The organism is Streptomyces sp. C1-1 (genome assembly GCF_050214755.1).
Taxonomy (GTDB): domain Bacteria; phylum Actinomycetota; class Actinomycetes; order Streptomycetales; family Streptomycetaceae; genus Streptomyces.
Genome location: NZ_CP189826.1, coordinates 10,091,495 through 10,115,989, shown reverse-complemented (window position 1 = coordinate 10,115,989; position 24,495 = coordinate 10,091,495). Strand labels below are relative to the sequence as shown.

19 protein-coding genes and 6 pseudogenes are annotated in these 24,495 nt (G+C 70.1%); 12 read left to right on the top strand and 13 right to left on the bottom strand.

What is annotated here, in order from left to right; translation table 11 throughout:
• Positions 1-500: 500 nt before the first annotated feature.
• Complete coding sequence (locus tag ACQF4J_RS46265; protein WP_427168527.1) at positions 501-1,190, top strand: ScbR family autoregulator-binding transcription factor; 690 nt, start codon at positions 501-503, stop codon at positions 1,188-1,190.
• 429 nt (positions 1,191-1,619) lie between these two features.
• Here ACQF4J_RS46265 and ACQF4J_RS46260 read toward each other — a convergent pair whose 3' ends face one another.
• Entirely contained in the window at positions 1,620-3,203 is a 1,584-nt protein-coding gene (locus ACQF4J_RS46260; RefSeq protein WP_427168526.1) for an FAD-dependent monooxygenase, read from the bottom strand.
• A gap of 804 nt (positions 3,204-4,007) precedes the next feature.
• On the opposite strand from ACQF4J_RS46260, the gene ACQF4J_RS46255 reads away from it, so the two are divergent.
• Positions 4,008-4,418, top strand: coding sequence for a DUF6924 domain-containing protein (locus tag ACQF4J_RS46255; protein ID WP_351583782.1), 411 nt, complete (start codon positions 4,008-4,010; stop codon positions 4,416-4,418).
• A gap of 744 nt (positions 4,419-5,162) precedes the next feature.
• Here the strand turns inward: ACQF4J_RS46255 and ACQF4J_RS46250 are convergent.
• A pseudogene (locus ACQF4J_RS46250) lies at positions 5,163-5,877 on the bottom strand (helix-turn-helix domain-containing protein); the annotation flags it as partial.
• Positions 5,878-5,904: 27 nt separating this feature from the next.
• Here ACQF4J_RS46250 and ACQF4J_RS46245 point away from each other — a divergent pair.
• Positions 5,905-6,168: pseudogene (locus tag ACQF4J_RS46245) on the top strand (ATP-binding protein); the annotation flags it as partial.
• A 91-nt stretch (positions 6,169-6,259) separates the two neighbouring features.
• On the opposite strand, the gene ACQF4J_RS46240 reads toward ACQF4J_RS46245, so the two are convergent.
• The 5 genes and pseudogenes from ACQF4J_RS46240 to ACQF4J_RS46220 all read right to left on the bottom strand — a co-directional run bounded on the left by ACQF4J_RS46240 (position 6,260) and on the right by ACQF4J_RS46220 (position 10,425).
• On the bottom strand, positions 6,260-7,039 hold the full coding sequence (locus tag ACQF4J_RS46240) for a methylenetetrahydrofolate reductase (RefSeq protein ID WP_351806121.1): 780 nt from the start codon (positions 7,037-7,039) through the stop codon (positions 6,260-6,262).
• Positions 7,040-7,207: 168 nt separating this feature from the next.
• The gene (locus tag ACQF4J_RS46235) at positions 7,208-7,540 is read right to left on the bottom strand and encodes a hypothetical protein (RefSeq protein ID WP_427168525.1); all 333 of its coding nucleotides are present in this window, start codon (positions 7,538-7,540) and stop codon (positions 7,208-7,210) included.
• A pseudogene (locus ACQF4J_RS46230) lies at positions 7,537-8,193 on the bottom strand (IS256 family transposase); the annotation flags it as partial. The gene ACQF4J_RS46235 and the pseudogene ACQF4J_RS46230, both read right to left, overlap by 4 nt.
• A gap of 691 nt (positions 8,194-8,884) precedes the next feature.
• Positions 8,885-9,316 (bottom strand): hypothetical protein, encoded by a 432-nt coding sequence (locus ACQF4J_RS46225; protein ID WP_427168524.1) that lies wholly within the window; start codon positions 9,314-9,316, stop codon positions 8,885-8,887.
• Positions 9,317-9,813: 497 nt separating this feature from the next.
• The gene (locus tag ACQF4J_RS46220; RefSeq protein WP_351583794.1) at positions 9,814-10,425 is read right to left on the bottom strand and encodes a TetR/AcrR family transcriptional regulator; all 612 of its coding nucleotides are present in this window, start codon (positions 10,423-10,425) and stop codon (positions 9,814-9,816) included.
• A gap of 144 nt (positions 10,426-10,569) precedes the next feature.
• Here ACQF4J_RS46220 and ACQF4J_RS46215 point away from each other — a divergent pair, with 144 nt between their 5' ends.
• From ACQF4J_RS46215 to ACQF4J_RS46205, 3 genes and pseudogenes are all read left to right on the top strand, one after another.
• The gene (locus ACQF4J_RS46215) at positions 10,570-11,304 is read left to right on the top strand and encodes an SDR family NAD(P)-dependent oxidoreductase (protein ID WP_351583797.1); all 735 of its coding nucleotides are present in this window, start codon (positions 10,570-10,572) and stop codon (positions 11,302-11,304) included.
• Positions 11,305-11,337: 33 nt separating this feature from the next.
• On the top strand, positions 11,338-11,961 hold the full coding sequence (locus ACQF4J_RS46210) for an NADPH-dependent F420 reductase (RefSeq protein WP_427168523.1): 624 nt from the start codon (positions 11,338-11,340) through the stop codon (positions 11,959-11,961).
• Positions 11,962-12,156: 195 nt separating this feature from the next.
• A pseudogene (locus ACQF4J_RS46205) lies at positions 12,157-12,782 on the top strand (transposase family protein).
• Between the two features lie 164 nt (positions 12,783-12,946).
• Here ACQF4J_RS46205 and ACQF4J_RS46200 read toward each other — a convergent pair.
• The 4 genes from ACQF4J_RS46200 to ACQF4J_RS46185 all read right to left on the bottom strand — a co-directional run bounded on the left by ACQF4J_RS46200 (position 12,947) and on the right by ACQF4J_RS46185 (position 18,642).
• Positions 12,947-13,141 (bottom strand): hypothetical protein, encoded by a 195-nt coding sequence (locus tag ACQF4J_RS46200; protein WP_351583803.1) that lies wholly within the window; start codon positions 13,139-13,141, stop codon positions 12,947-12,949.
• 144 nt (positions 13,142-13,285) lie between these two features.
• Positions 13,286-15,517: a protein kinase domain-containing protein gene (locus ACQF4J_RS46195; RefSeq protein WP_427168522.1), complete on the bottom strand. Its 2,232-nt coding sequence runs from the start codon at positions 15,515-15,517 to the stop codon at positions 13,286-13,288.
• 24 nt (positions 15,518-15,541) lie between these two features.
• Positions 15,542-17,758 (bottom strand): bifunctional serine/threonine-protein kinase/ABC transporter substrate-binding protein, encoded by a 2,217-nt coding sequence (locus tag ACQF4J_RS46190; protein ID WP_427168521.1) that lies wholly within the window; start codon positions 17,756-17,758, stop codon positions 15,542-15,544.
• On the bottom strand, positions 17,755-18,642 hold the full coding sequence (locus ACQF4J_RS46185; RefSeq protein ID WP_427168520.1) for a hypothetical protein: 888 nt from the start codon (positions 18,640-18,642) through the stop codon (positions 17,755-17,757). Before ACQF4J_RS46185 ends, ACQF4J_RS46190 begins: the two co-directional genes overlap by 4 nt.
• Positions 18,643-18,805: 163 nt before the next feature.
• On the opposite strand from ACQF4J_RS46185, the pseudogene ACQF4J_RS46180 reads away from it, so the two are divergent.
• The 5 genes and pseudogenes from ACQF4J_RS46180 to ACQF4J_RS46160 form a co-directional block, all read left to right on the top strand.
• Positions 18,806-18,942: pseudogene (locus ACQF4J_RS46180) on the top strand (IS5/IS1182 family transposase); the annotation flags it as partial.
• 249 nt (positions 18,943-19,191) lie between these two features.
• Positions 19,192-19,563, top strand: coding sequence for a PadR family transcriptional regulator (locus ACQF4J_RS46175; RefSeq protein ID WP_427168519.1), 372 nt, complete (start codon positions 19,192-19,194; stop codon positions 19,561-19,563).
• Between the two features lie 26 nt (positions 19,564-19,589).
• A complete protein-coding gene (locus ACQF4J_RS46170; protein WP_427168518.1) occupies positions 19,590-20,141 on the top strand; it encodes a hypothetical protein in 552 nt (183 codons plus the stop codon).
• Positions 20,110-20,382 (top strand): hypothetical protein, encoded by a 273-nt coding sequence (locus ACQF4J_RS46165; RefSeq protein ID WP_351806139.1) that lies wholly within the window; start codon positions 20,110-20,112, stop codon positions 20,380-20,382. Before ACQF4J_RS46170 ends, ACQF4J_RS46165 begins: the two co-directional genes overlap by 32 nt.
• A gap of 176 nt (positions 20,383-20,558) precedes the next feature.
• Positions 20,559-21,257 (top strand): integrase, encoded by a 699-nt coding sequence (locus tag ACQF4J_RS46160; RefSeq protein WP_427168517.1) that lies wholly within the window; start codon positions 20,559-20,561, stop codon positions 21,255-21,257.
• 384 nt (positions 21,258-21,641) lie between these two features.
• Here ACQF4J_RS46160 and ACQF4J_RS46155 read toward each other — a convergent pair.
• Positions 21,642-22,314: pseudogene (locus ACQF4J_RS46155) on the bottom strand (transposase); the annotation flags it as partial.
• Positions 22,315-22,365: 51 nt separating this feature from the next.
• Here ACQF4J_RS46155 and ACQF4J_RS46150 point away from each other — a divergent pair.
• Positions 22,366-22,929, top strand: a complete 564-nt coding sequence (locus tag ACQF4J_RS46150) for a GNAT family N-acetyltransferase (protein WP_427168516.1) — start codon at positions 22,366-22,368, stop codon at positions 22,927-22,929.
• A 176-nt stretch (positions 22,930-23,105) separates the two neighbouring features.
• Here ACQF4J_RS46150 and ACQF4J_RS46145 read toward each other — a convergent pair whose 3' ends face one another.
• Complete coding sequence (locus ACQF4J_RS46145) at positions 23,106-24,485, bottom strand: MFS transporter (RefSeq protein ID WP_427168515.1); 1,380 nt, start codon at positions 24,483-24,485, stop codon at positions 23,106-23,108.
• Between the last annotated feature and the right edge of the window lie 10 nt (positions 24,486-24,495).

Genomic DNA, 24,495 nt, shown 5'->3' with positions numbered 1-24,495 from the left:
CCCCGCGATCCACCCATCGACTCCCCACCCCTCTCATCCGCCATACCGAGCCCCCGCCCCACCGACTTCGGCGCGTAACTCTCACCCCGAAGCAGGAAGGCGACGCCTACACGCCCCGGGTCCGGCACACGACCCCCGCCCCCCGGGGGGCGCGGTGCACGACTTTCGCCGTCGCCGTGGCCTGCGCGGCTATCGCCCCGGCCCGGTTCGGTGCCTGGTGCCCGCCTCGCGGAGTGCGGCACCGACGTCCGCCCCCGCCGCGGTCGTGCACGGCTCCTACCACCCGGGTCCGGTACCCGACTCCCGCCCCCGTTGGTTGGGGCGGCCGGCTCCCACCCAGCAGTTGCGGCGCCCCCTCTCGGGGTTGCCGCGCTGCGAGGCGCACCCCCTTGAACGTTTCACGGCCGGAAGGGGGTGCGCTCCCACGAAACACCTGTAATATACAAACTGGACGGTTTTTTATTGGGTCTCCGGGCTCATTCGACAAGGAGGAGGCCGCCATGGCGAAACAAGAGCGGGCGGTCCGCACCCGGCGCGCGATCCTGTCGGCAGCGGCCCGGGTCTTCGAGGAACGCGGCTACCAGGCGGCCACCGTGAACGAGATCCTCGCCAGCGCCGGCGTGACCAAGGGAGCCCTGTACTTCCACTTCCCCTCCAAGGAACACCTCGCCGAGGGCGTCCTGCACGCCCAGGACCTCGACGTGCCCATCCCCGAGCGGGCCTGCAAGGTGCAGCAGATGGTCGACACCGTCGTCCTGCACGCCTACCGCCTGCAGACCGACCCCATGGTCCGCGCCGGCGTCCGCCTCTCCCTCGACCAGCAGGCCCAGGGACTCGACCGCAGCGGACCCTTCCTGCGCTGGAGCGACGTAGGCGCCCAACTCCTGGGCGAGGCCAAGGCCCAGGGCGAACTCCTGCCCCACGTCACCCTCACCGAGACCGCCGACGTCCTCGTCGGCGCCTTCGCCGGCATCCAGGCCATGTCCCAGGCCCTGTCCAACTACCAGGACCTCCCCCCACGCGTCAGCGCCCTGCTCCGCCACATCCTGCCCAGCGTCGTCATCCCCTCCGTCCTCGCCGCCGTCGACCTCACCAACACCCGCGGCGCCACTGTCTACACCGAACTCCAAACCCTCCACCCCGACCTCCCCACCCTCCACCCCACCCAGGAACCCGCAGCCGCCAGCTGACCACCCCCACCACCACACCGAAAGCCTCCCCCACCTCAGAGCCAGCGCCCCACCGCACCCCCTGCCGCCCAGCCCGGCCGCCCCCTCCGCAGGCGACCTCACCGAGAGCAGGGGCGCGACGGTCCACGCCCCATCGGTCAGCAGACCGTCCCGGCCCACGCATCCGCCGCCCCCTCCGCCCTCGCCGCGGTCCACTTCACCGAAACCCGCAGGGCCATCGTCCGCACCGAACTGCAGGCCCCACGCCCCGCATCGCAGCCAGCACCGGTCAGCGACCGTCCCCGCAGGCACACCCGCCGCCCCACCTTGGCGCCAGCGCCCTGCCGCGCCACGTCCTGCCCAGCGCCGCCGTCGACCTCACCAAGACCCGCGGGGCAACCCTCTACGCAGAACTGCAGGCTCTGCACCCCGTGCTGAAGCTGCCATGGGTCAGCTGACCGCCCCGGCGAGCACACCGGTGGCCTCCACTTCCGCGCGCGGGCCGAAGAGTGCTCTCAGCGCAGCGGCCGGCCCGTCGGCCCCCGACGCCCAAGCGCCCGGCCCCTCAGCCTCCGACGCCCAGGCGATGTAGCCATCGGGCCGCACCAGCAGCGCCCCGCAGGCAAGATCGGGCACCGGCTCGGCGTGCACCACCCGCACCCGCCCCGCCCACCCCTCGGCCTGCTCAGCACAGCCGTCGGTGCAGCGGTTATCGCCGAAGAGCAGCAGCAGCGGGCGTCCCTGGCGCAGCAGACCGATCACATCGGCCTGGCCCTGACGGGTGTGCAGGACCGTGTTGTGGAGGAACGTTCCTTCCCAGGCAGAGCAGCCTGCATCGCGACCGGGCAGCACGGTGTCCTGGGCACTGACCATCGACGCCAGCACACCACTCTCCCCACCCTTCGCCACCAGCTCCCCGAACAGCGCCCGCAACGGCTCGAGTTCCGGGCCGGGCCGCATCAAAGTGAGCTGGGCACGGGTGTGGTCGATCACCCGCTGGGCTGCGGGCCGGCGTTCCAGGTCATAGGTGTCCAGCAGCCCCTCCCCCGCCTCACCACGCACCGCCAGCGCCAGCTTCCAGCCGAGGTTGACGGCATCCAGCACCCCGGTGCTCAGCCCCTGGCCGCCGACGGGGAAATGCACATGCGCCGCATCCCCCGCCAAGAAGATGCGCCCCATCCGGTAGCAGGCGGCCAGCCGGGAGAAATCACTGAACCGGCTCAACCACCGGCCCTCCCCCATCACGATGTCCCGGCCGGTGATCCAGCCCACCTCACGCCGCAACTCCTCCAGCACCAGCGGCCGATCACGCTCGGGATGCGCACCCGAGCAGTTCAGGGTCCGCAGGCGGACCCACCCGCCCTCCAGGGGCTTGGCGACGATCCAGCCCCGCTCCGTACGCTGCCACCCCGCCTCAAGACTGCCCTCGTCGAGGCGGACATCCCCCGCCATCGCCGACACCGTGGCCGGATAAGCACGGGAAGCGAAACCGGCCTGACGGCGCACCACACTGCGCGCCCCGTCGGCTCCCACCAGGTAGGCACCCCTGCACACCACCGCCGCACCGCCCGGCGCCTGCGCGGTGACGCTCACCCCGCCCGGCCCCTGCCGTATCGCTGTCACCCGGTGCCCGCGCAGGATCCGCACCCCCGCCGCCCGCGCCCGCCGCTCGAAATGCCGCTCCAACACCTCCTGCGCACACTTCAACACCGGCTCCGGCTCCCCCGACGGCACCGAAATCACCAACCCCGCCATACCCGCAAAATGAAACAGGCTGCTCACCGGCGCCCGGCCGCCACCCACCCCGGCCGCCCCGCCCCCACCACCGGCCACCAGCCCGCCCAGATACCCCCGCCGCACCAGACACTGCACCGCACGCGCATGCAACGTCGTCGCCCTCGGACACCCGGAGACCGCCGAACGCGACTCGATCACCACCGTGCGCACCCCCCGCCCCGCCAGCTCACAGGCCAGCAACATCCCCACAGGCCCCCCACCGACGATCACCACACGCCCCTCAACGCCGCGCACCATCCCGGACCTCCCCCAGTCGTGGACCAGCACACGAGCGACGAGGACGAAGGAGGCGCAGCACACCCAACCCCGGCAGCCACCCCACCCCGAACAACCCCAACCCCCCGGGAAACCAACCGCCTTCCCCGAGGAAGTCGAGCCGCCCAGCCGCTCGTCCGTACGAGCGAACACCAGAAAAGATACCGGGTGAGCGGTTTTCTAGCAACGGACCCGCACCACCCGAAACCCACCACCCCCCACCCAAAAACCACACCCACCCCCCCAGACCCCACACCCATCCAACGACCACGGAAAACACGCCAAATGCCCCACACCGCAATGGAGTTGCAGACCACCGAGCCCGCCGGAAGAACCCGCAGACAGCCCGCACCCACCTCCCACGAACAACCGACTGCAACGCCGACGGCACTCACGTCACCCAGACCGTCGCCTTGCTCGACGGCATCCCGCCCGTCGCCAGCCGTCCAGGACGCCACCGCAGACGCCCCGACTCACTCCTCGGCGACAAGGGCAATGACAGCAACCCCAACGCCGGGCACCACGCAACCGCCAGATCCTGCCAGTCATCTCCCGCAAGGGCAGCCTGAACATCCCGGGCTTGGGCAAACTCCGCTACGTAGAGCAGACCGCCTCGCAATCCTCTGGGAACGACGCCTAGAAATCCACGACGCCCTGGTCTCCCTCGCCTGCGTCCTCATCTACTGGCGGCGGCTGAAGTATCGGTGCTCCTGGCAACTGTGCTCGCGCAGAACGTGCTAGTGCTGTGACCGGAATGGTTCACCGGCTTGGCGGTACTGTCCGCGCATGAAGCAACTCCCCAGCACTTTGGAAGCCCTCGTTGTGCGCACTGACTTCTCGGCGGACGGTGCCTGGGACGCTCTGCGGGCGGCGTTGTATTCGCCCAGCAAGGACGGCTTCTTGGCCAACGTCGCGCTCGTCGATGACCGGAGGTACGAGGGCGTGACGCCTGAGCAGGCCATTGACCTGATCCATCCCGCGTACCGGCATCCCCTTCTTGTGCTGGCGGATTCCGCGGCTGTCACCTCGGCCGACCTGCCGCTCCTCGTGGTGGACCTGCGGGGTGGTCGCGGGCGTTGTGTCCGCGTGGTGGCAGCCGAGCTGTGGAGCATCGAGAACAACCTCTCGGGCGCGAACATGGACTTCGAGGAGTTCGTCGGTGCCGTCGACGACGACGGTGTTTTCCGGGGCTTCTGAGCCACTGTCAGGCTGCGGCGGCGGGACCCCCTCCCCCAGCGGATTCCCTTCTCACCGCGGATGCGGGCGCGTTCCCTGCGCTGGGCGGCGAGTACGTCGGGGTGGCGGGCGTTGGCGTTGCGCCGGCGCAGGTAGCGGTGCAGTGCCTGGGTTTGCGTGGGGTGGCTGCGGTGGTGGGAGTTGGCCAGGGTGAACTGCCGCAGTGGGCCGAAGTGCGCCTCGATCGGGTTGGCCCAGGAGGCGTACGTCCAGGTGAAGCACAGTTTCGACCGTGTTCTTCTTCGACCAGCGGCGGATGTCCACGCCGGTGTGTACGGAGAGGTTGTCCAGGATGATGTAAATCGGGGGCGTCGTCGGGCCGGGCGGCGCGGATCGACTTCAACGTGGCCAGCGTGTCGGCGGTGCCTTTGCGGCGGCGGTTGACGCCCCAGAGTGTGTCGTCGCCGACGGAGTAGCAGCCGTGGAAGTATGTGACGCCGTGCGTACGACGGTAGGTCGCCGGGAGCCGGTTGGGCTTGCCCTGTTTCGCCCAGCAGGAGCCTGCGGTGGGCCGGATTCCCAGGGGCTCGAACTCGTCGAAGGCGAAGACCCGGTCCGGGAAGCGGTCCAGTACCTGCTCGATCCGGTCGAGCTTGGCGTCGCGTTCGGGGTCGGACGATTCCTTCCAGGGCTTGGTGCGCTGGAAGTGACGCCGCGGCGCGGGAGCAGACACCGTAAGGCTTCCCGGCCGATTCGGATGACGCGCCCGTGTATGCGGCGCAGGTAGGCGGCGAGTTTGCGGATCGACCAGCGGGTGATGGGCTGGCCGAGCTTGGTCGGGCGGGTGGTGGCCGTCTGGACGACGAAGTCCTCGTCGTCAGTGCTGAGTTGGCGGGGACGGCCTCCCGCCCATCGAGGGTCCAGGCAGGCCAGGCCGATCTCCCACCATTGCGCGCCGACAAGGCGGGCACGGAGAACTTCCAGGCTGAAGGCGTACCTGGCGTGGCGCCGTCCGAGGTTCTCAAGCTCCGCTGTGGACCGGTGCTGGGCGGCGGCGTGGACGTCGATGAGGTTACGGACGGCGCCTCGGTCGGCACGGGCCCGCACCTTCGTCCCGATCACGTCGTCCAGCGCTAGCACCGGGCCGTACCGGCTGGCCTTCGGAGGCAGAGGACTTCCTTCAGCACGTCGACCTCGCACTGCTCGCCCGATGCGGGATCGGTGATAATGAGCCTGCCGGACAGCGCCCCGATCTCGATCTCTTCGACCTGCCAATCCCGCTTCGCAAGACCGTCGCTCACGACGTGGACGATCTCACTGATCGGTGCCGGGTTCTCGGTGGCGACGTCGAGCTCCTGGGAGAGCCGATCGACCAGGCCGTGAGCCTGGACTGCATACCCGCCGTTAATCACCAGGGGTACGGTGTACCGATGTCGAGGACGTCGGCCAGAAGACGACGGTACAGGTCGGAAAGGTTCACGCGGCAGTGGTGCTCGTTGTCGGCAGTTGCATCGACGAACTCGGCTACATGGAGCTCGACAAGCACGGCGCCGAACTGCTGTTTCAGGTTCTGACGGAACGCGAGGAGAAGAACAGCGTCGCCATCGCCTCCAACGAAGCCTTCGGCGGCTGGACCAAGACCTTCACCGATCCCCGGCTCTGCACGGCCATCGTCGACCGGCTGACCTTCAACGGCACCATCATCGAGACCGACACCGACTCCTACCGCCTCGCTCAATCCCGGGCCAAGGCCGAACAAGCCGCCGCGACCCGAGCAGAGCCGGAGACCCATGCGCCGAGAACGGTGCTCAGCGCCCCGTCCCCAGCCCTGCTCAACCTTTGTATCGGAACTCAGTCCGCGATCACAGCTCACGTTCCAGCAACGCGGCGACCTGCCGATACCGGCTGACCGGCACCAGATGAACACCGTCGAACGCGCCGCTGTCACGGATGGCCAGGATCTGCTCGCAGGCTGCTGCGACGCCGGCGTCACGGTCGCGTTCCACGTCTGCGACCAACTGGTCGGGGATGTCGATGTCCGGAATCTTGGCTGCGAGGTTGCGGGCCATGCCGGCGCTGGCCAGCACCATCACCCCTGCATACACCGGCACGCTCAGCGAAACGCTGTCGCGCCAGCGCAGCAGATTCTCCAACGAGTAACTGACCTGGACGAAGACGAAGTCGGCGGCGCTCTTCCACCCCGGGAGCGGACGCAGCCCGGAGGTGACCCCGGCCCGGAAAGGGCTGCATCCGCCGAATGCCGGGTCCTGCTCCGCTGCCCGCGCTTGTTCGATCATGGCGCGGACGGTCAGCTCGCTTGTTCGGCCTCCCGCGCTGGGCTTGTCGCCATGGACGAACAAGAACCGCTCCACCCCATAAGCGGCGGCCGTCAGCAAGTCGCGCTGGAAACCCAGCAAGTTGCGATCTCGCGAGTTCAGACAGGCGATGGAACGTGCGCCCATGGCCTGCACCTCATGAGCCACCGCGACACTGGACACGGTCGCCCGGCCGATGTGATTGTCGGGGATCAGGAACGAGTCGGCGATCGGACTCATCACACCGATCTGGTGACGCACCCGGGTCAGCTCCGGACGAGTGGGCGGCTCGACCTCACAGATCAGCTCGAAACGACGATCAGCCATGCCCAGATCCTATCGACGCCTCGGCTGGAGATTGGAGAGTTCGGGCCAGCTCGATGGGACGGGACGTGTTGCTGAATCTCACCGACACATCCACCGCCGAACCCCGTCAACTGTTCCCGGAACTCACCGTCACCCGATGCAAATTGTCAATTCCTGTGGATCGCTTGGTTAGGGCAAGGGGTTGGCGCCTTCGATGACCTGCGACCTGGAGGCCAAGGTGTCCGACTTGAGATGCTCAACGCCCTTTCCTCGGAGCGTCACGAAGGCGGTGAGGCCAGTGTCGAGTTCTGCCACTCGATGCCCGTAGACGACGGCTTGCGTCATCGTCAGGCCGATCGCTTGTGCTGAACCGCTGAGCCGGTTGAAGCGGGCACCGCGACGGACCGGTCCCCGCAGGCAGCGCACATTGACAGTGGCTTGTTCGAGGGACGCGGCGATGACCCGGACAATCTGCAGTTCTACACTGCTAGGACAGCTGCCGGGGCTGGGGCTCTTGCTCACGCGGCCGCCCCCTCTCGCTCGACCAGGACGCCGTTCTTGAACCGGGCACCCGCCCGGACCAGGGGAACGAGGTGGGCGCCGGTGATCGCGCGCCAGCGGGCCTGGGCGGACTCGACGAGCTTGAACACCATTGCGAGGGCCGCGGCCGGGCTGCCGGCGCCGCGGGCGACCTTCGTACGGAGCTTGGCCGTGGAGAACGTCGACTCGATCGGGTTCGTGGTCCGCAGGTGGATCCAGTGCTCGGCCGGGAAGTCGTAGAACGCCAGCAGTTCCTCGGCGTCGTCGGTGATCTTCGCGACGGCCTTGGGCCACTTGGTGCCGTAGGTGCGGGTGAACGCCTCGATCGCCTTCTTGGCGTGGGCCCGGTCCTCGGCGCGGTAGATCTCCTGCATCGCCTTCGTTGCGCTCGGCTGAGCGGACTTCGGCAGGGCGGACTTCGGCAGGGCGTTCGTGACATTGCGGGCCTTGTGGACCCAGCAGCGCTGGTGGCGGGCGGCGGGGAACACCTCGGTCAGTGCGCTCCACAGTCCCATCGCGCCGTCGCCGACGACCAGTTCGGGGTCGCGCATGCCGCGCCGACTGCAGTCGCGCAGCAGGTCGGCCCACGACTCGGTGGACTCGCGCAGGCCCTCGGCCAGGGCGATCAGCTCCTTGGTTGGCAGGCGGGCGGTGTAGACAAGGCCGTCAGGGCCCTCGACGTGATGGTTGTTTTTCTTCACACCAAACGCAACTACCGCCGGGGGCCGGCCAGTTACGCCTCCGCCCGCGCAGCTATTGTCGCATCAGGCAACGTTCGCCCTGTCGCCCATCTCAGGTAGCCATTCGTCGGCGGTGTGCGTCCGGGGCAGTGTGTCCCAGGGGAACCGAATTACCGCGTCGGGTCAGGGTGTGGCGAGACGCGCGGGTTCGTCGGCTTGGCGGGCTTGGAATCGGCATCGCCGAGGTAGTAGACAGCTCCGGATTCACGACGAGGTGTGTTCACCAGCAGCCAGCCGACGATCTGCCCCCGTGCGTCCCGAACTTGCCAGGGATCGAGACCTGCTCCCCAGTACACCTGCTGGTCGCTGCGGTCTCCGGGGGCGAGTCGACCGCTCATGTCATGGCAGTCACGCCCACGGCTGTCGCCACACTCGAACAGGACAACTGGGGAGCCGGTGTCATTGATGAAGGCGACGGAACTGAAGTTAGCGGGGTCTATAGGATCCATGGTCGTCGGATCGCAAGCACTCAGAACTCCCGCGACGAGCGCGGCGACCAGCCAGGATCTGTGCGGACGAGTGCCCAAATCGAACCTCCTGTTCGGCGACGAGAGCCTACAGAAGGCGAACGTTGCCTGACGCGGCACTACGCACGTGCGGTGAACCCCCCGTCAGGGCGTTTGTGCAGCCAGCCGCGGTCGGCCGATTTGGTCATCTTCGCCCGAAGCGGCTCCAGCCTGCCACGCACCGACGCGTCCAGGCCCCGCTGCTCACCAACCACCCTGACCTGCACCGGGCCGTCCGCCTCCCGCACGATCACCAGGATTCTGCGGTAGTCGCCCGGCAGTGCACCCTCATCGGCCGCGTCGCTGTGGTGCGGGATCAGCAGAACCGTCCGCCCGGAAACCTTCGCCGACACCGGAGCAACCGCCTCGACATCAGCCTGGGCCTGCTCGGCCAGACGTTTCAACACCCGCTCCGCGATCGCCAGTTCCTCCCGCTCGACCTGCACCTCCTGCAGCTGCTTGGTCAACTGCTCGGCGAAGGCGTCCAGTCGCTCCGGCGAGCGGTGATCCACTGCCGCTCCTGCATGTCGGCAGCCTCCCGCGCGGGCCCGGCCCCACCACGATCGCCCTCCCCCCGCCAGCCGGCGCGGTCGTGGCCGGTGCCCCCGCAGCTGGGCCGTTACTTGCTGTGCAGTGCGTGCGCGGGAGCCGGTTCGCCTGTGCTCGCTGATGTCAGGAGAGTTGGACGACTGCGCATGGGGGGCCGTGAGGAGACCGTCCCCCGCAGCGATCGTTCCCCTGGGCATTTGCGGCAATGAGCATTTTCAGCGTGGCCACTGATCCGGTGACGGTGGCAGGGTGAGGGCGAGGTCCGCAACAGACAGGGCTCCCGTGCCGTTGAGCTGTCCGGCAGAGCACTGAGGCTGTTCAGCACTACGGCAGCGTGGGCGAGCGGCCAGTTCCGTAAAAGCCGGCAGGTCCGGGCCAGGTGCCGGGCGGCTGGTGTCGCGTACCAGCGGGTGCAGCCGCGCGACCGGCAGCGCGTCCAGCCCGGCCACGGAGTGCCAAGTCAACTTGGCACTTCCTCCCGTCGCCGGTCATCGCTGGCTTTGGCGGGGATGGCGTTGTCGATGAGGACGGCGGCGACGGCGGCGGCGGTGGGGAAGGCGTCGGCGTTGAGGACCCGGGTGCGGGCCGCGGCGCCGTCGATGAGTAGCGCGAGCTGCTCGCCGAGCTGTTCAGGGTCGGCGGCGCCGGCTTCGCGGGCGGTGGCGGCAAGCCGCGCGGCGACGGCTTTCTTGTACTCACGTGCGTACTGGGATGCGGGGTGCTGGGGGTCGTGGAGTTCGACGGCGGCGGCGATGTAGGGGCACAGGGGGGTGGTGGGGGGGATGTCGAAGGCGGCGAGGAGCCGTTCGCGGGGCGTGAGGTCGGTGCGGTCGAACACGCCGGACAGAACGGAGGGGTCGAACCGGCGCAGGTACTCGGCGACGAGTTCGTCCTTGCCGGTGAAGTGCTGGTAGGCCGTGCGCTTGGACACCTCGGCGGCGGCGCAAAGCTGGTCCATGCCGGTGCGGTTGATGCCCTGCTCGCGGAACAGTTGCTGGGACGCGCTGAGGATGCGTTCGCGGGCGCCCCGGCCGCGGCGGCGGCCCGTGGGGCCCTTCTCCAACTCCGTCATAGGTCCATGATACCCCGCATGGGTAACGGTCGGTGTACATAGTTTGCGTCCCCGCCGCCCACCCCGTACCGTAAGCACACAGAGCGGTGTACTTAACGCCGTCGCCCCACGTACACACGGCACCACCGACCCAAGGGAATGGCTATGGGAAAGCTCGACGGCAAGGTCGCGGTCATCACCGGCGGCACCACCGGCATGGCGCTGGCCGGCGCGAAGCTGTTCGTCGACGAGGGAGCGCACGTCTTCATCACCGGCCGCCGCCAGGACGCCCTGGACGAGGCCGTGACGCAGATCGGCCGCAACGTCACCGGCGTCCAGGGCGACGCCGCCGACCTGGACGACCTGGACCGCCTGTACGACACCGTCAAGCGGGAGAAGGGCAGCCTTGACGTGCTGTGGGCCAGCGCCGGCGGGGGCGAGCCCGCTCCGCTCGGCGAGATCACCGAGGCCCACTTCGACGCCGCGTTCTACCTCAACGCCCGCGGCACCCTGTTCACCGTCCAGAAGGCCCTCCCGCTCTTCAACGACGGAGGCTCCATCCTCATGACCGGCTCCAACGCCTCCCTCGGCGCCTTCCCCGGCTGGAGCGTCTACGCCGGCAGCAAGGCCGTCCAGCAGGCATGGGCCCGCGTCTGGCTCAACGAGCTCAAGGACCGCCGCATCCGCGTCAACGTCCTGACCCCCGGCCAGGTCGCCACCGCCAAGCAGGAAGAACTCTTCGACGAGGCCACCAAGCGCCAGTTCGAGTCCCTCATCCCCCGCGGCCAGATGGGCCGCCCCGACGAAATCGCCACCGCCGCCCTCTTCCTGGCCTCCGACGACTCCAGCTACGTCAACGGCATGGAACTCGTCGCCGACGGCGGCACCACCGCCATCTGAACCGGACAACACACAACCAGGGCAGGACCTTTCATGAGCAGCATCAGCATCATCGGCACCGGGAACATGGCCCGCACCATCGGCGCGCGGGCGATAGCGGGCGGCCACACCGTCGAGTTCATGGGCCGCGATCAGTCCAAGGCCGCCGACCTGGCCAAGGCTCTCGGCGACGGCGCCACAACGGGAGAATGGGGCACCGCCCCGGTCGGGGACATCGTCATCGTGGCCCTGTTGTACGACGGCGTCGTGCCGGTCGTCGCCCAGTACGGAGACGCTCTGGCGGGCAAGGTCATCGTCGACATCAGCAATCCCTTCAATTCCACGTTCGATGGGCTGGCCCATCGCGAGGAGACCTCCATCGCGCAGGAAGTCGCCAAGGCCGCCCCGGCCGGCGCAAGCGTGGTGAAGGCGTTCAACACCGTCTTCCGCCAGGTCCTGGAGAAGGGTCGGCCCGACGTCTTCATCGCCGGCGACAGCGCGCAGGCCAAGGCAAGTGTGGAAGCGTTCATCAAGAGCCTCGGGATGCGCCCGCTGGACGTCGGCGGCCTGAAAATGGCGCACTGGCTGGAAGGAGCGGGCGTGGTCACGGTAGGCCTCGCCAACCACGGGGTGGGGAACTTGGACTTCGCCCTCAGCATCACCGAACTTCCCGCCTGAGCAAACCATTGACGGAGCCTTTTCGGAGCGGCTGCCGATCGGGGGGAGCTGGCGTGAGGGCGGGGTGCGCAACGGACAGGGCTCCCGTGCCGTTGAGGGAGGTGTTGGACGTCTCAACTCGCTGGTGCGGGAGCCTCGTTGGTTCCGTAGCCTGCCGCACTCGACCTTCCGCATGCGCTGGTCGAGTGGGTCACGATGCTCATCGTCACCCGTGAGGGCGACCGCCGCTGCAAGCTCCCGCCGCACCAGCGTGCCCTGGTCGGTCTGGTGTACCTGCGCAAGCACGACACCTTCTCTCAGCTAGCGGACGCCTTCGGGATCTCGGTCGGCACCGCGCACACCTATGTCACCGTCCTCGTCGACCTGCTCGCCGGTCTGGCGCCGGGCCTGCTGAAAGCCCTGCGCGAGGGAGATCCGGAGTACGTCCTGCTCGACGGAACGCTCGCCGAGTGCGACCGGGTCGGCTCGGCCGGGCCGACTACTCGGCCAAGCACCGCAGGCACGGTCTGAACGTCCAAGTCGTGACCGATCCCGCGGGTCGGCTGCTGTGGCTTTCCCCCGGCACTGCCCGGACGGGCCCACGAGACCTGGCCTACCAAGGCGCCGGCTCCTGGACGACGACGGCCGTCAAACGCCTCCCCGGTCGCGACCTCACCCCCACCCAGAAGACCTTCAACCGGGCCCTGGCAAGGACGCGCGCTCCGGTCGAACGAGGAGTGGCCCGCCTGAAAGCCTGGCGGATCTTCCGTCACGCCCGGTGCAGTCCGAATCGAATGACGTCAATCGCCCGAGCCGTCCTCACCCTGGAACGGCACCGCTGAAAATGCTCAGTCAATGGGCAGTTGGCCGAGCGGCCGGCCATCGTCTGCCTTGGCGGTGAGGAGGGCGGCCACTTCGGCGTCGCTCGTGAAGGACGGCCCCGTCCACGAGGTCGGGACCGGCGCGGCCTCGAGGCGGATGTCGCCACCACTGACGCAGGTCTAGCTCACGATCTGACGTCCATGGTTCTCAACCCCAGGCCAACCAGGTCGACGACTACCTGCAGGCCGTCCGTGCGCAGCGTGACGTTGTTGAACAGCAGCGGCCAGAGCGGGAGCGGGAAGCTCGCGCCGAGCGGGAGCGGGAGCGGGAGCGGGACGGGTATCGAAGGGAAGTCGGGGCCGATCGTCCCCGGTGGCATGGGCAGCCATTGAAGCGGTCCGCGCGCACCACCAGCGCCACCCCCGTTTCCACCCTTCGATGGCACGCGCTGCCGACCCGCCGACCGGCACCGGCGGGTCGGCCGTCCGTGCCCGGTCCACCGGCCGGCTTCCCCGGACCCGGTTCAGGCCGTACCGCCGAGGTCGCCGGCGCGGGCGACGAAGCGGGCGGCGCCGCCTGTCACCTCGTAGAGGAACTCGCCGCTGTCCTCGGCCGCCTCGAAGAACTGGGAGTCCGGGTCGTAGCGGACGCTGCGGGTGATGCCCTGCCAGGGGCGGCGCAGGAGTTCGGAGCGCAGGGCGGCGCGGGCCTCGTCGCCGGCGGCGGTCAGGCCATGGGCGGCGAAGCGTACGGCGTCGTAGGCCTCGGCCGCCCAGGGAGCGGGGGCGGCGCCGTAGCGGTCGCGGTGCGCGGCAGCGAACGTCGCGGTGCGCGGATCGACGGCGGCGTCCGTGTACGCCGTGCCCACCCGCCAGCGCCCGGCCGCCGCGAGGAACCGGCCGCCGAGCACGTGCTCGGTGGCCACCCGCGTGCCCCGGTGCCCCGCCTCCCGCAGGGCGCGGGCACAGGCGGCGGCGCGGTCGGGGCGTACGCCCGCGAAGAGGACCGCGTCGTCGGGGCGGGCGGCGATGCGCCGGGCGGTTGCGGTGAAGTCCCGGCCGGCGGGGACCTCCTCGACCGTGGTGTCGCCGGCGAGCTTCCCGTAGACGGTGACGATCCGGACCGTCTGCAGTGCGTCCGCGGCATCGGTCAGGTCGTGGACGACCACCGTGCGGGAGGGTCTCACCACCCGGTTCAGATAGCGCAGGATCGCGGGTGGCCCGGCGGTTCTCGTGGAGCGCAGCAGCAGCGTGGTGGTCTCGTTGACGCCGTCCAGCTGGTCGGTGTCGGCGCGGGTGACCAGCAGAGTCACCTGGCCCCGGGTGCACACGGGGACGGCCGCCGGCACGGTGGCGTTCGTTCCGGCGCCGATCACCACGGTCACGTCCGGGTCGGCGGCCAGCGCGGTGGCGGTGGCGGCGGATCTCCGGGCGGTGCCGCCGTCGTCGGCTGTGCGCAGGGCGAGGGTGAAGGGCCGGGAGGGGTTCTGGTTGTGCTGGTCGACGGCGAGGCGGGCGCCGCGCTCGTGGGCCGTGAACGCGGGGTCGGACCGGTCTCCCAGCAGGGCTACCACCCGCCGGGGACGCCGAGCGGAACCGGCCGGAGCGGAGGAGGAGGGGCGGCCCCACCGCCACCACCAGGTGCCCGCGCCGGCCGCCGAGACGCCGAGGACCGCGCCCGATGCGGCCAGCAGACGCCGACGGGTGGTGGGTGCCCCCGCGGCGGGGCCCATCGCGTCGCCCCGCGTCCCGGCGTCGGGCCTCGTCGCGTCGGGCCTCCCTGCGTCGGACCTCTTTGCTTCCAGCCCTTCGGCGTCCGGTCCCCCGGCGTCCGGCCCCTCGGCGTTCGCGGCAGGGCCGTCGGCGACGGTGGCGTCAGGCACCGGCAGGTCGAGGACCCGCGCGGCCCTGGCGGCGACCAGCGCGGGCAGCCCCTCCGGCAGCCAGACCCGCTCGTCGAACGGTCCCAGCCTGTTCCGGAGTTCGGCGATGCCCGGCCGCTGTTCCGGGTCCTTGGACAGACAGGGCCGTACGATCCCGGCGAGTCCGTCGGGCAGGCCGTGCAGGTCGGGTTCCTCGTGCACGGTCCGGTACAGCACGCCCGCGGCCCCGCCGGAGCCGAACACCGGCCGGCCGGTGGCCGCGTGCGCGAGGACACAGCCCAGGGAGAACACGTCGCTCGGCGGGCCGACGGTGCGCCCGCGTGCCTGTTCCGGCGAGAGGTAGCCGGGGGAGCCGATGACGGACCCGTCCGCGGTGAGCGCGGTCGCCCCGACCGCACGGGCGATCCCGAAGTCGATCAGCCGCGGCCCGTCGGCGGCGAGCAGGATGTTCGCCGGTTTCACGTCACGGTGGACCAGTCCGCAGGCGTGCACCCCTTCGAGGGCCTCCGCCAGCGCGGCGCCCAGCGAGAACAGCTCCGCCTCGGGCCAGGGGCCGTGCCGGGCGACCGCCTCCGCGAGGGAGGGACCGGGCACGTAGGCGGTGGCCAGCCACGGGGAGCGGGCCTCGGCGTCGGCCGCGACGACGGGCACGGTCCAGCGACCCGTCAGTCGCGCCGCGAGTTCCGCCTCGCGCCGGAAGCGGGCCCGGAAGCCGGGGTCGTCGGCGTGCTCGGAGCGGATCGACTTCAGCGCGCACCAGGTCCCGAGCGGGGAGCGCGCCAGGTAGACCACGCCCATGCCGCCCGCGCCGAGCCTGCCCACCAGCCGGTACCCGCCGATCACGGACGGATCGGAGGACAGGAGCCGTTCCATGCCGTGCGCCCTCCGATTCCGTCGTCAGCCCTGGGCCTTGCTCGCGCGGTGCAGATCCCCGATCGACCCCACCTGCCGGAAGCGCCCGTCGTGGACCACGTGCACGAAGGTGCTCTCCTCCCAGCCGTCCGAACCTGCCTGGTACTGGTGGTAGTCACCGAAGGCATAGGTCTTCGCGATGCCCCGGTACCTGGCCTTCGCCAGCCGCTCGCCGAGTTCGGCCCGCCCCGGGCGCCGGCCCGCCCCGGCCGGCACCGTGCGGGCGAACTCGGTGAGCAGCATCCGTACCGTGTCGTACGCCTCGGCGGCGTGCGGCTCCGGGACGGCGCCGTAGCGCCTGCGCCAGGCGGCGGTGAAGTCGCGTGCCCTCTTCGACGTCAGTGCGGAGGCGTCCACGGAGGAGTCGACCACGTACCAGCCCTCGCCCGCGGCGCCCGCCAGGCGCGGGAAGTCCGAGCCGTACAGCAGGTGCTGCATCCAGCGGGGGCCCCGGAAACCGGCCGCGGCCAGGTCCCGGGACGCGCGGACCGTGGCGTCCAGCGGGCCCAGATAGGCGAAGGCGGTGACGTCGGACGTGAGCAGTGAACGCACCGTCGCCGGGCCGTCGCCGGTGTCCTCCGCCACGACCCTGGGCACGACCGCGCCGCCGAGGGTGTCCCGCCACTGGCTGACCAGCAGGCTGCCCTGGTCCTGGACGGCGGTGCCGCCGGACCGGTCGAGGACCACGCCGATCCGGCCCAGCTGCTTGGTCAGCAGGGCGTGCAACCCGATCAGGCCGCCGAGCACGGTGTGCGGAGTACCGGTCTGGAAGGTCGACATGGGCGAGGTGACGAAGTAGTCCTGCTGGCCCGTGGTGCTGGAGACGTTGGTCAGTCCGGCCTGTCCGTAGACGGCCGACGCCGTCCGCATCGGAATCTCGCCGACCGGCCCGAACACGGCGACCACAGCGCGGTCCGCCGTGAAACGTCCGGCGACCTGCTGGGCGCTCGCCGCGTCGCCGCCGTCGCGCAGGACCCGCACCTCCAGGTCGTAGGCGCGGCCGGCGGTGGCGTTGTGCTGGGCGACCGCGAGCCGGGCGGCGCGCTCGCAGGGCCGGCTGAAGAGGGCCGCGGAGGCGCCCGCCGTGCTGTGCACGCCCAGGACGTAGACGGGACGAGTGGTGCTCGGGGTCTTCCTCCCGTCGTCGCCGGTGGCGAGCAGCGCGGCGGCCGTAGCGCTGCCCGCGGCCAGCACCAGGGCCCCGCCGGCCAGCAGCAGCCGGCGGCGTCCCGGACGGCGGGCGGCGTCCTCGGGGCCGCCGTCCGTCTCCGGGCGGGTTGCGCCGGACTCGTCGAGGGCCGTCGGCTCGATCTCGGGCAGCGCGAGCCCTTCGGCGGAGCGTACGGCGATCACGCGGGCGACCGCGTCGGGAAGCCAGCCGCCCCCGTCCGACCCGTCCTCGGGCCCGGCGAGCAGTCGCCGCAGTTCCTCGGCGGTTGGTCTCACCGTCGGGTCCTTGCCCAGGCAGCGGGCCACGAGGGCACGCGGTCCGTCCTCGATCCCGTCGAGGACGGGTTCGTCGTGGACGGTGCGGTAGAGCATGGCCTCCGGCTCGCCGGTGCCGAAGGGCGGGCGGCCGGTCAGCGCGTAGGTCAGGACACCGCCCAGCGCGAAGACGTCGCTCGCGGGGCCGGCCGGTTCGCCGCGAGCCTGTTCCGGGGCGAGGAAACCGGGGGTGCCGACCACCAGGCCTGAGGCGGTCAGGGCCGTGTCGTCCTCGGCGCGGGCGACACCGAAGTCGATCAGCCGCGGCCCGTCCAGGGCCAGCAGCACGTTGCCCGGTTTGACGTCCCGGTGGACGAGTCCGGCCGCGTGCAGGCCCGCGAGGGCCTCGGCCAGCAGCCGGCCGAGGGTCCGCGCGGCGGACGACGGCAGGGGGCCGTGCGCGCCGACCGCCTCGACGAGCGAGGGCCCGGGGACGAACGCGGTCGCGAGCCAGGGCTCGTCCGCCTCGGCGTCCGCGCCGAGTACCGGCACCACCCAGGGGCTCTCCACCCGCCGGGCCAGCTCGGCCTCCCGCGCGAAGCGGGCCCGGAAGGCGGGGTCCCCGGCGCTCCCGCCCCGGATCACCTTGACCGCGGCGAGCGTCCCCGCCTCGTCGCGGCCCAGGTAGACGACGCCCATACCTCCCGCGCCGAGCCGTCGCAGCAGCCGGAACCCGGCGATGCGGGAGGGGTCGGAGGGCCTCAGCGGTTCGCTCATCCCGTGCCCTCCGTACCGACGCCGGGCGACATGGAGGCGCCCGCGCCCGCCGTCGCGCCCGCGTGGTTCCCGTACCGGCGGTCGATCCCGGCGGCGGTCAGGCCCACCCCCTGCCCCACGTTCCCGGAGACCTCGGTGTTCTCGTCCTTGCCGCGGCCCGCGCCGACACGGTCCGTGGCGGCCACCGTGACCGGACCGAGCCGTAACTTGTACCAGTCGAAGGGAAGGGCCCCTTTCTCACCGTCCACGAGGTACTCCCCGCTCTCCGTCAGGTCGTCGTCGGCGATGGAGTTGCGCGCCTCGGAGAAGGGATCGGCGCGTGAGTACAGGCCGCGCACCCGCTCCGTGTCGCTCAGCTGCTGCTGCGGACAGCGCAACGCCTCCTCCAGGGACACGCCCATGTCACGGCGTGCCGAGACGGTGTCCCTGTGCACGGTGATGGTCAACGACACGTGCACCGGCCCCTTGCCGCCGTGCGCGGGGAGGACGAACCTCCTGGTGAGACTGGCCAGTGCGGTGGCGGGCAGCGGCCGGCGGTGCCACACGCAGTCCTGTCCGAGCACGGCCCACTCGGCGGGATCGCTCTCGTACGGCTCGTCCTTGCGGAACCCGGTGCCGAAGTAGTCCGGCCGTACGGTGATCCCGCGCACGAAGGCGATCGCCTCAGCGCGGGTCCGGGGTGCCCGGGCCTCGGCCACCGTGTAGGGCTCGTCGGTGGCGGGGGCGGAAGCCGAGGAGGACGGCCCCGGACCGGCCTCGGCGCCCGTGTTCCGCCCCGCTTTCGGCGTCCCGCCGGCCGATGCGTTCCCGTCCGCCCCACCCGTGCATCCCGCCAGCAGCAGCGTCCCCGCCACCACGGCCAGGACCGGTCTCCACTCCGCCATCCCAGCTCCCCGTCCGTATGGCTGTTCCCCTTGGAGGCAGTGTGACCCACCAAGGCATATGTCGACACCAACTGGGGCCGCCTGGAAAGGAGTTGACACATGGCCGCGGTCAGGTCGTGCACCGCGCCCGGCAGGGCCGGTGAGACCCAGCCGAGCCGGCGAGATCCGTGCTTGCGGCGAACAAGCGATCGCCACTCTCAAGACCTGGAAGATCTTGGTCAAGCTGCGCTACTGCCCGCGTCGCGCACCACAATCGTGCTCGCCAAACTCGTCCTGCACGACATCGAATCGAACCGCTAGACCGGCTGAGAAGACTCAGGAGTCCCGGTAGGAACGGAACAGGAAACCGGCGGAGCTGTCAAAAACTTCTGACGGGGTGTGAGCCGGGCTGCCAGGTTGGGGCGGGTGAGTGACGACCGGACGATCGGTTTCCTGAAGGCGGACGTGGCGCGGTTCTGCGCCGGTCTGGATACGGGCATCCCTCGGGGCCTCGCAGCGGGTTGCATGCCACTACTAGACGATGCAAAGTACTGGGTTTAATCTGGCTGCGTGACGACGCCACATGATCCGCAGCTGCTCAAGGGCGTCCTGTCCTTGTTGTTGCTGCGAATGCTCTCGGAGCGCGAGTCCTACGGTTACGAGCTGGTGCAACGCCTGCGCGAGGTCGGCCTGGCCGGAATCGCCGAGGGCACGGTCTACCCCGCGCTGGCCCGGCTGGAGCGCGAGGCGCGGGTCAGCGCCCGGCTGGTCTCCTCCCGGTCCGGCCCCGCGCGCAAGTACTACCGCCCCACCCAGGCCGGTTACGCCGCCCTGACGGAGGGCATCGCCGGATGGCTGTCGCTGGCAGCCGTGGTCAATCCGGTGCTCACTGCCCCCGCGCCAACCCAACCCGCCCCTCCTTCCGAGGAAGTCGAGAAATGACCAACTCCCTCCCGTGAACCGACCAGTTGCGCATCGAACGGGTTGTGTGGACGTTCGACCATCACCTCCAGGACCTGCCATGGCGCTCCAGGACGGCCGGGCGCCGCGAACTGCGCGGCAATCTCCACGACACCGCAGCGGACGTCGGTACCGCCACGGCCCTGCGCCGGCTGGGCAGCGTACGCCGGCTCGCCGCCGAATACCTGGCCGCCGAATACGGCGCGCAGCTGCGACCCGCATGGTCCGCCGGGGCGGTATTCCTGCTGGCGGCGGTGGTCTTTCTGACCTGGCTCCACGACGCTGGCGCCGCCGGATACCGGGCCGGCGTCCTGGCGGCCGACCCGCACGCGACCGGTACATTCCACTGGTCCGCGGTGGCCTATGTATTCGACGGGATGACCTTCACCTTCGCCGACGGCAAGAGCACCAGCACGTTGGGCGGCGCGTTCACTCCGGTCGACTACCTCGGCCTGGCCGCCGGGACGGTGATCTTCGGCCGGCTCTGGCGGGCGCGGCGCACTGCTGAGCCGGCACATGCTGAAGGACATGAAGACGACGGTCGCGGAAGACCCTGCTGACCCGAACGGCACCCGGTACGGCCTGGGCATCGAACGCGTCCAGGACCCGTGCGGCGCCGACTGGGGACACGGAGGCGAGATCCTCGGCTACCAGGTCATGGCCTACTGGAACGAACGGACCGGACGGACCGCCGTCCTCGCCAGCACGGTGTTCCCCGCCCCCGCGGCCCTCGCGGCGCCATTGGAGAGAGCAGCCGCATACGTCCTGTGCGGGAGCCCGCGGGAGCACACCACCGGCTGATCCTTCGCCGCGGCCATCCCCTCATCCAAGGCCGCATCAGTCACCTCGTTTAACGCGGCACGCAGCTGGACGACCAGCCGCAGCCGGATCGCCCTGCCCGGGTCCGGGACCCGCGGACCGGCGCCGTCCCGCAGGTCGCCGACTATGACTACAACGAACGCGTATGGAATCCGCCCATGCCGCTGCTGTTCCAGTACGACCGCAGCGGCGAGATCTCCGCCATGAACGGCGAGTTCCTCCGCAAATGCCTCAACGACGTCCTCGACGCCACCGGCCTGACCGACGCCGACGGCTGCCCCCTGGACTTCGACCCGCACGACTTCCGGCGCATCTTCATCACCGACGCCATCCGCAGCGGACTCCCCCCACACATCGCCCAAGTCATCGCCGGAGACTCCGACATCAACACCACCTTGGGCTACAACGCGATCTACCCGGCCGAAGCCATCGAGGCCCACCGCGCGTTCATCGCCCGCCGCCGGGCCCAGCGCCCCAGCGAGGAATATCGCACCCCCACATCCGAGGAATGGGACGCCTTCCTTGGCCACTTCGAAAGACGCAAGCTCTCCGTCGGCATCTGCGCCCGCGCCTTCGGCACCTCCTGTATCCACGAACACGCCTGCATTCGCTGCTCCATGCTCCGCCCCGACCCAGGCCAGCGTGGCCGCCTGGTCGAGATCCGCGACAACCTCCTGGCCCGCATCACCGAGGCCGAACGCGAAGGCTGGCTGGGCGAGTTGGAAGGACTCGAAGTCAGCCTTGCCGGAGCCCAGGACAAGCTCGCACAGCTGGACGCCGAACAGGGCCGCCGTAGCATCGCCGTGGACCTTGGCATCCCAACCTTCCGCGACATCGCCGGCCGGGACGGCGCCTAACCCGCATGCCGCCGACTGACTGTAGGGGAAGCTTGAGAAGCGAGGTAGTCATTGCTGGTCACGGCAGCTCGTTGACCACCGTCAGTCCATCCGAGGCCACCACGTTTGTTGTGCCGTCCGCTGCGACAACAACGCCCAACGGGTGGGCGGCCACCCTCAGTCCCGTCACCGTCAGCGGGCCGTACTCGGGTGCGAAGGTGGGCGCTACCGTGACCGTGCCGCCCGGCACGTCCGCGTCGAGGCCCAGGGCTGACTGGAGCACGAGGACCGACGACGCTGCCGCCCATGCCTGCGGTCGGCAGGAGGCGGGGTAAGGCGCGGGGCGTGCGCCTGCTTCGGCGCTATGGCCAGCGAACAGTTCGGGCAGGCGGGCGTCGAAGTCGGCCAGCCCTTCATCCGGGCGAAGACGTGCTCGACGCGGACGCGGACCTTGCGGTGAGAGGCGTTGTGCTCCCCTTTCCAGGCCGGGAGTTCGGCCTGGCCGCGCTCGCGGCGGTGCGGGATGACCAAGCCGGTGCCCCGGTAGCCGCCGTCGGCGATGACCGTGGTCCTGCCGACAGCCTCCTTCGCGCCGGACAGTTCCCACGCCTTGCAGTCGTTGCGGTTGCCGGGCACCTGCCGGCCGACGGCGACCACGAGCCGGGTGTCGGCATCGATGACGACCTGGTGGTTGGTTGAGTACCGGTAATTCTTCGACTGCTCGGCGGTGGTCACGAGTGGGCACCAGGGTTCCGTCCACGATCAGCACGGTGTCCTTGGGGAACCGCCTGCGCGGCTGCAGCGCGAGCAAGGGCCCGAGGTGGGCGATGATGCGGTCGGCGGCGGACTTCGAGATGCCGAACAGCGGCGCAAGCTGCCGCAGCGTCAGGTTCGTGCGCCAGTAAGCCGCGACCAGCAGGGCCCGGTGCTCCAGTGGAAGACTCCACGGCCGTCCTCTGCGGACCGCATCCGCGCCTGCTCAGCGCAGCGCGGTGATCAGCTTGCTGAACTGACGTGGGCTCAGCCCAGTGAACGGGGCTATCCAGAAAGGCTCCGACGCCGTGATCACACCAGCCATCCCAAGATCATCTCTTGTGGTGGGGCCCTGCGCGATGTCCCGCAGAATCCGATGGCGCAACGCAGCTCAGGCGTCAAGAATCGCCGGATGCATGAAGTGCAACTGTCCGACGGGATCATCACTCTGTCCCCGCTACGCCTGGACGATGCGGAGGCACACCTCGCGGGGGAGGATGAGCAGCTGGTGCGCTGGCTCAGCGGCGGTCCCGGCACACGCGAGGGTGTCGAAGCCTACATACGGCACTGCCTGGAACAGTGGGACACGGCCGGCCCACTCCGCGCTTTCGGCATCCGGGTAGGCATCGACGAGGCGCTCGCGGGGACGATCGACCTGCGCTTCACAGCAGAGGGCTTGTCTCCCGCCCAGGTGAATGTCGCCTACGGCCTCTACCCGTCATGGAGAGGGCGCGGCCTGGCCACCCGCGCGGTCGTCTTGGTCTCCCGATATGCGACGAGTGAAGGAGCGAAGCAGGCTGTGATCCGGGTAGAGCCGGAGAACGCCGCGTCTTCCGCAGTCGCCCGTCGGGCGGGCTTTACCCCCGACAAGCACACACACGGCGCGGACGGGACACGGCTCGACTGGTACGTACGGGATCTGTGCGTCGATACCCAGTGACGACCCTGGCGCTCACAAGCCAGCGCGGGGCCAAGGGGTGCTCCAGGTCGCTTGGACATGCCTGGCCTCCGCTGGCCCGCTGGCCTATCCGGCGAGGGTGAGGTTGTGCAACCTGGCGATGCCGAGGGCTGGGCCGAGCAGATCGCGGGGGCGCTCGCGCCTCGGTGAGAGGGTGGTCAGGTGTGGGCCCTGGGAGCAGCGGGACGGGTGACTCGGGCGGTCGGCGGACGTGGTTCTCGGGGCAAGAGCGCGGCCGCGGCGAGACCGACGAGGCCGATGGCGGCCAGGGTGATCATCGCGGCGGCGTAGGCGCCCTTGGTGAGGCCGGCCACGAGGATGGTGCCCGCGATGGCCGTACCGAAGGACGAGCCGAGGTTCGACACGCTGCGGGACAGGCCTGAGATCTCTCCCTGTCGCTCCTCGGGGAAGCTCGACTGGACGACGTTGACGGACGGGGTCAGCATCACGCCCAGCCCGATCCCTACGAGGAGCAGCCCGGGGACGAACGCCCACGCGGTGGAGAAGCTTTTGGCCAGGATGATCAGGACCACCACGCCGGCGATGGAGATGACGAAGCCGGACGTGATGAGTGTTCTCTGGAGGAGCCGGCGGGCCAGGCGCTCGGCGGACAGGGACGATGCCAGCAGGCCCAGGGTGGCCGCCGTGAAGACGACGCCGGTCTGGATGGCGTCGTAGCCGCGCACGACCTGAAGGTAGGCGGCGGCCGTGAACGACGTGCCCATGAGCAGCAGCCATTGGATGTTCTGGGTGACGAGCCCGAGGTTGGAGGTGCGGTTGCGGAAGAGGCTCAGGGACAGCAGCGGCTCCCGGCCGGACGCCTCCTTGGCCCGGGCGGAGCGGAAGAACCAGAAGAGCACCAGGGCTCCGAGCACCAGCAGGGCGATCATGAGCCAGACGCTGTTGTCCGCGGCCAGGATGCCCATGACCACGAGGACGAGGCCGACGGCGGAGAGAATCGCGCCCCCGATGTCGAAGGAACGGGTCGGGTCCGGGGGCAGCGGGTCGTCGATGCGACGGCTGAGCAGAACGATCACCGCGATCACCAGGGCCTGGAACACGAACGCCGCACGCCAGCTGATCGCGGTCGTGATGAGACCGCCGATCAGCGGTCCCGCCGCCGCTCCGATGCCGCCCAGGGCCATGATGACGCCGAAGGCACGGGCCCGGGAGGTGACGTCGGGGTAGAGGAGGGTCGTGAGGATGTAGACGGGCGGGATCAGCAGCGCGGTGCCGATGCCTTCGAGGATCGAGTTACCGACGATCAGGACGCCGAGTCCCGGAGCGGCGGCGCTCAGCAGGGCCCCGATCGCGTAGATGACCAGGCCGGTCAGGAAACAGCGTTTGCGGCCGTAGCGGTCGGTGAGTCTGCCACCGGGGATCATCAGCGCGGCCATCACCAGCAGGAAGATCGTGATGGCCACCTGGACTCCCTGGACGGTGGTGTCCAGGTCTTTGCTGATGTCGTTGATCATCACGTTCATGTTGGAGCCCGCGAAGCTGCAGATGAACTGTGCCAGCGCGAGGGCGGCCAGCACTCGTCTTAGC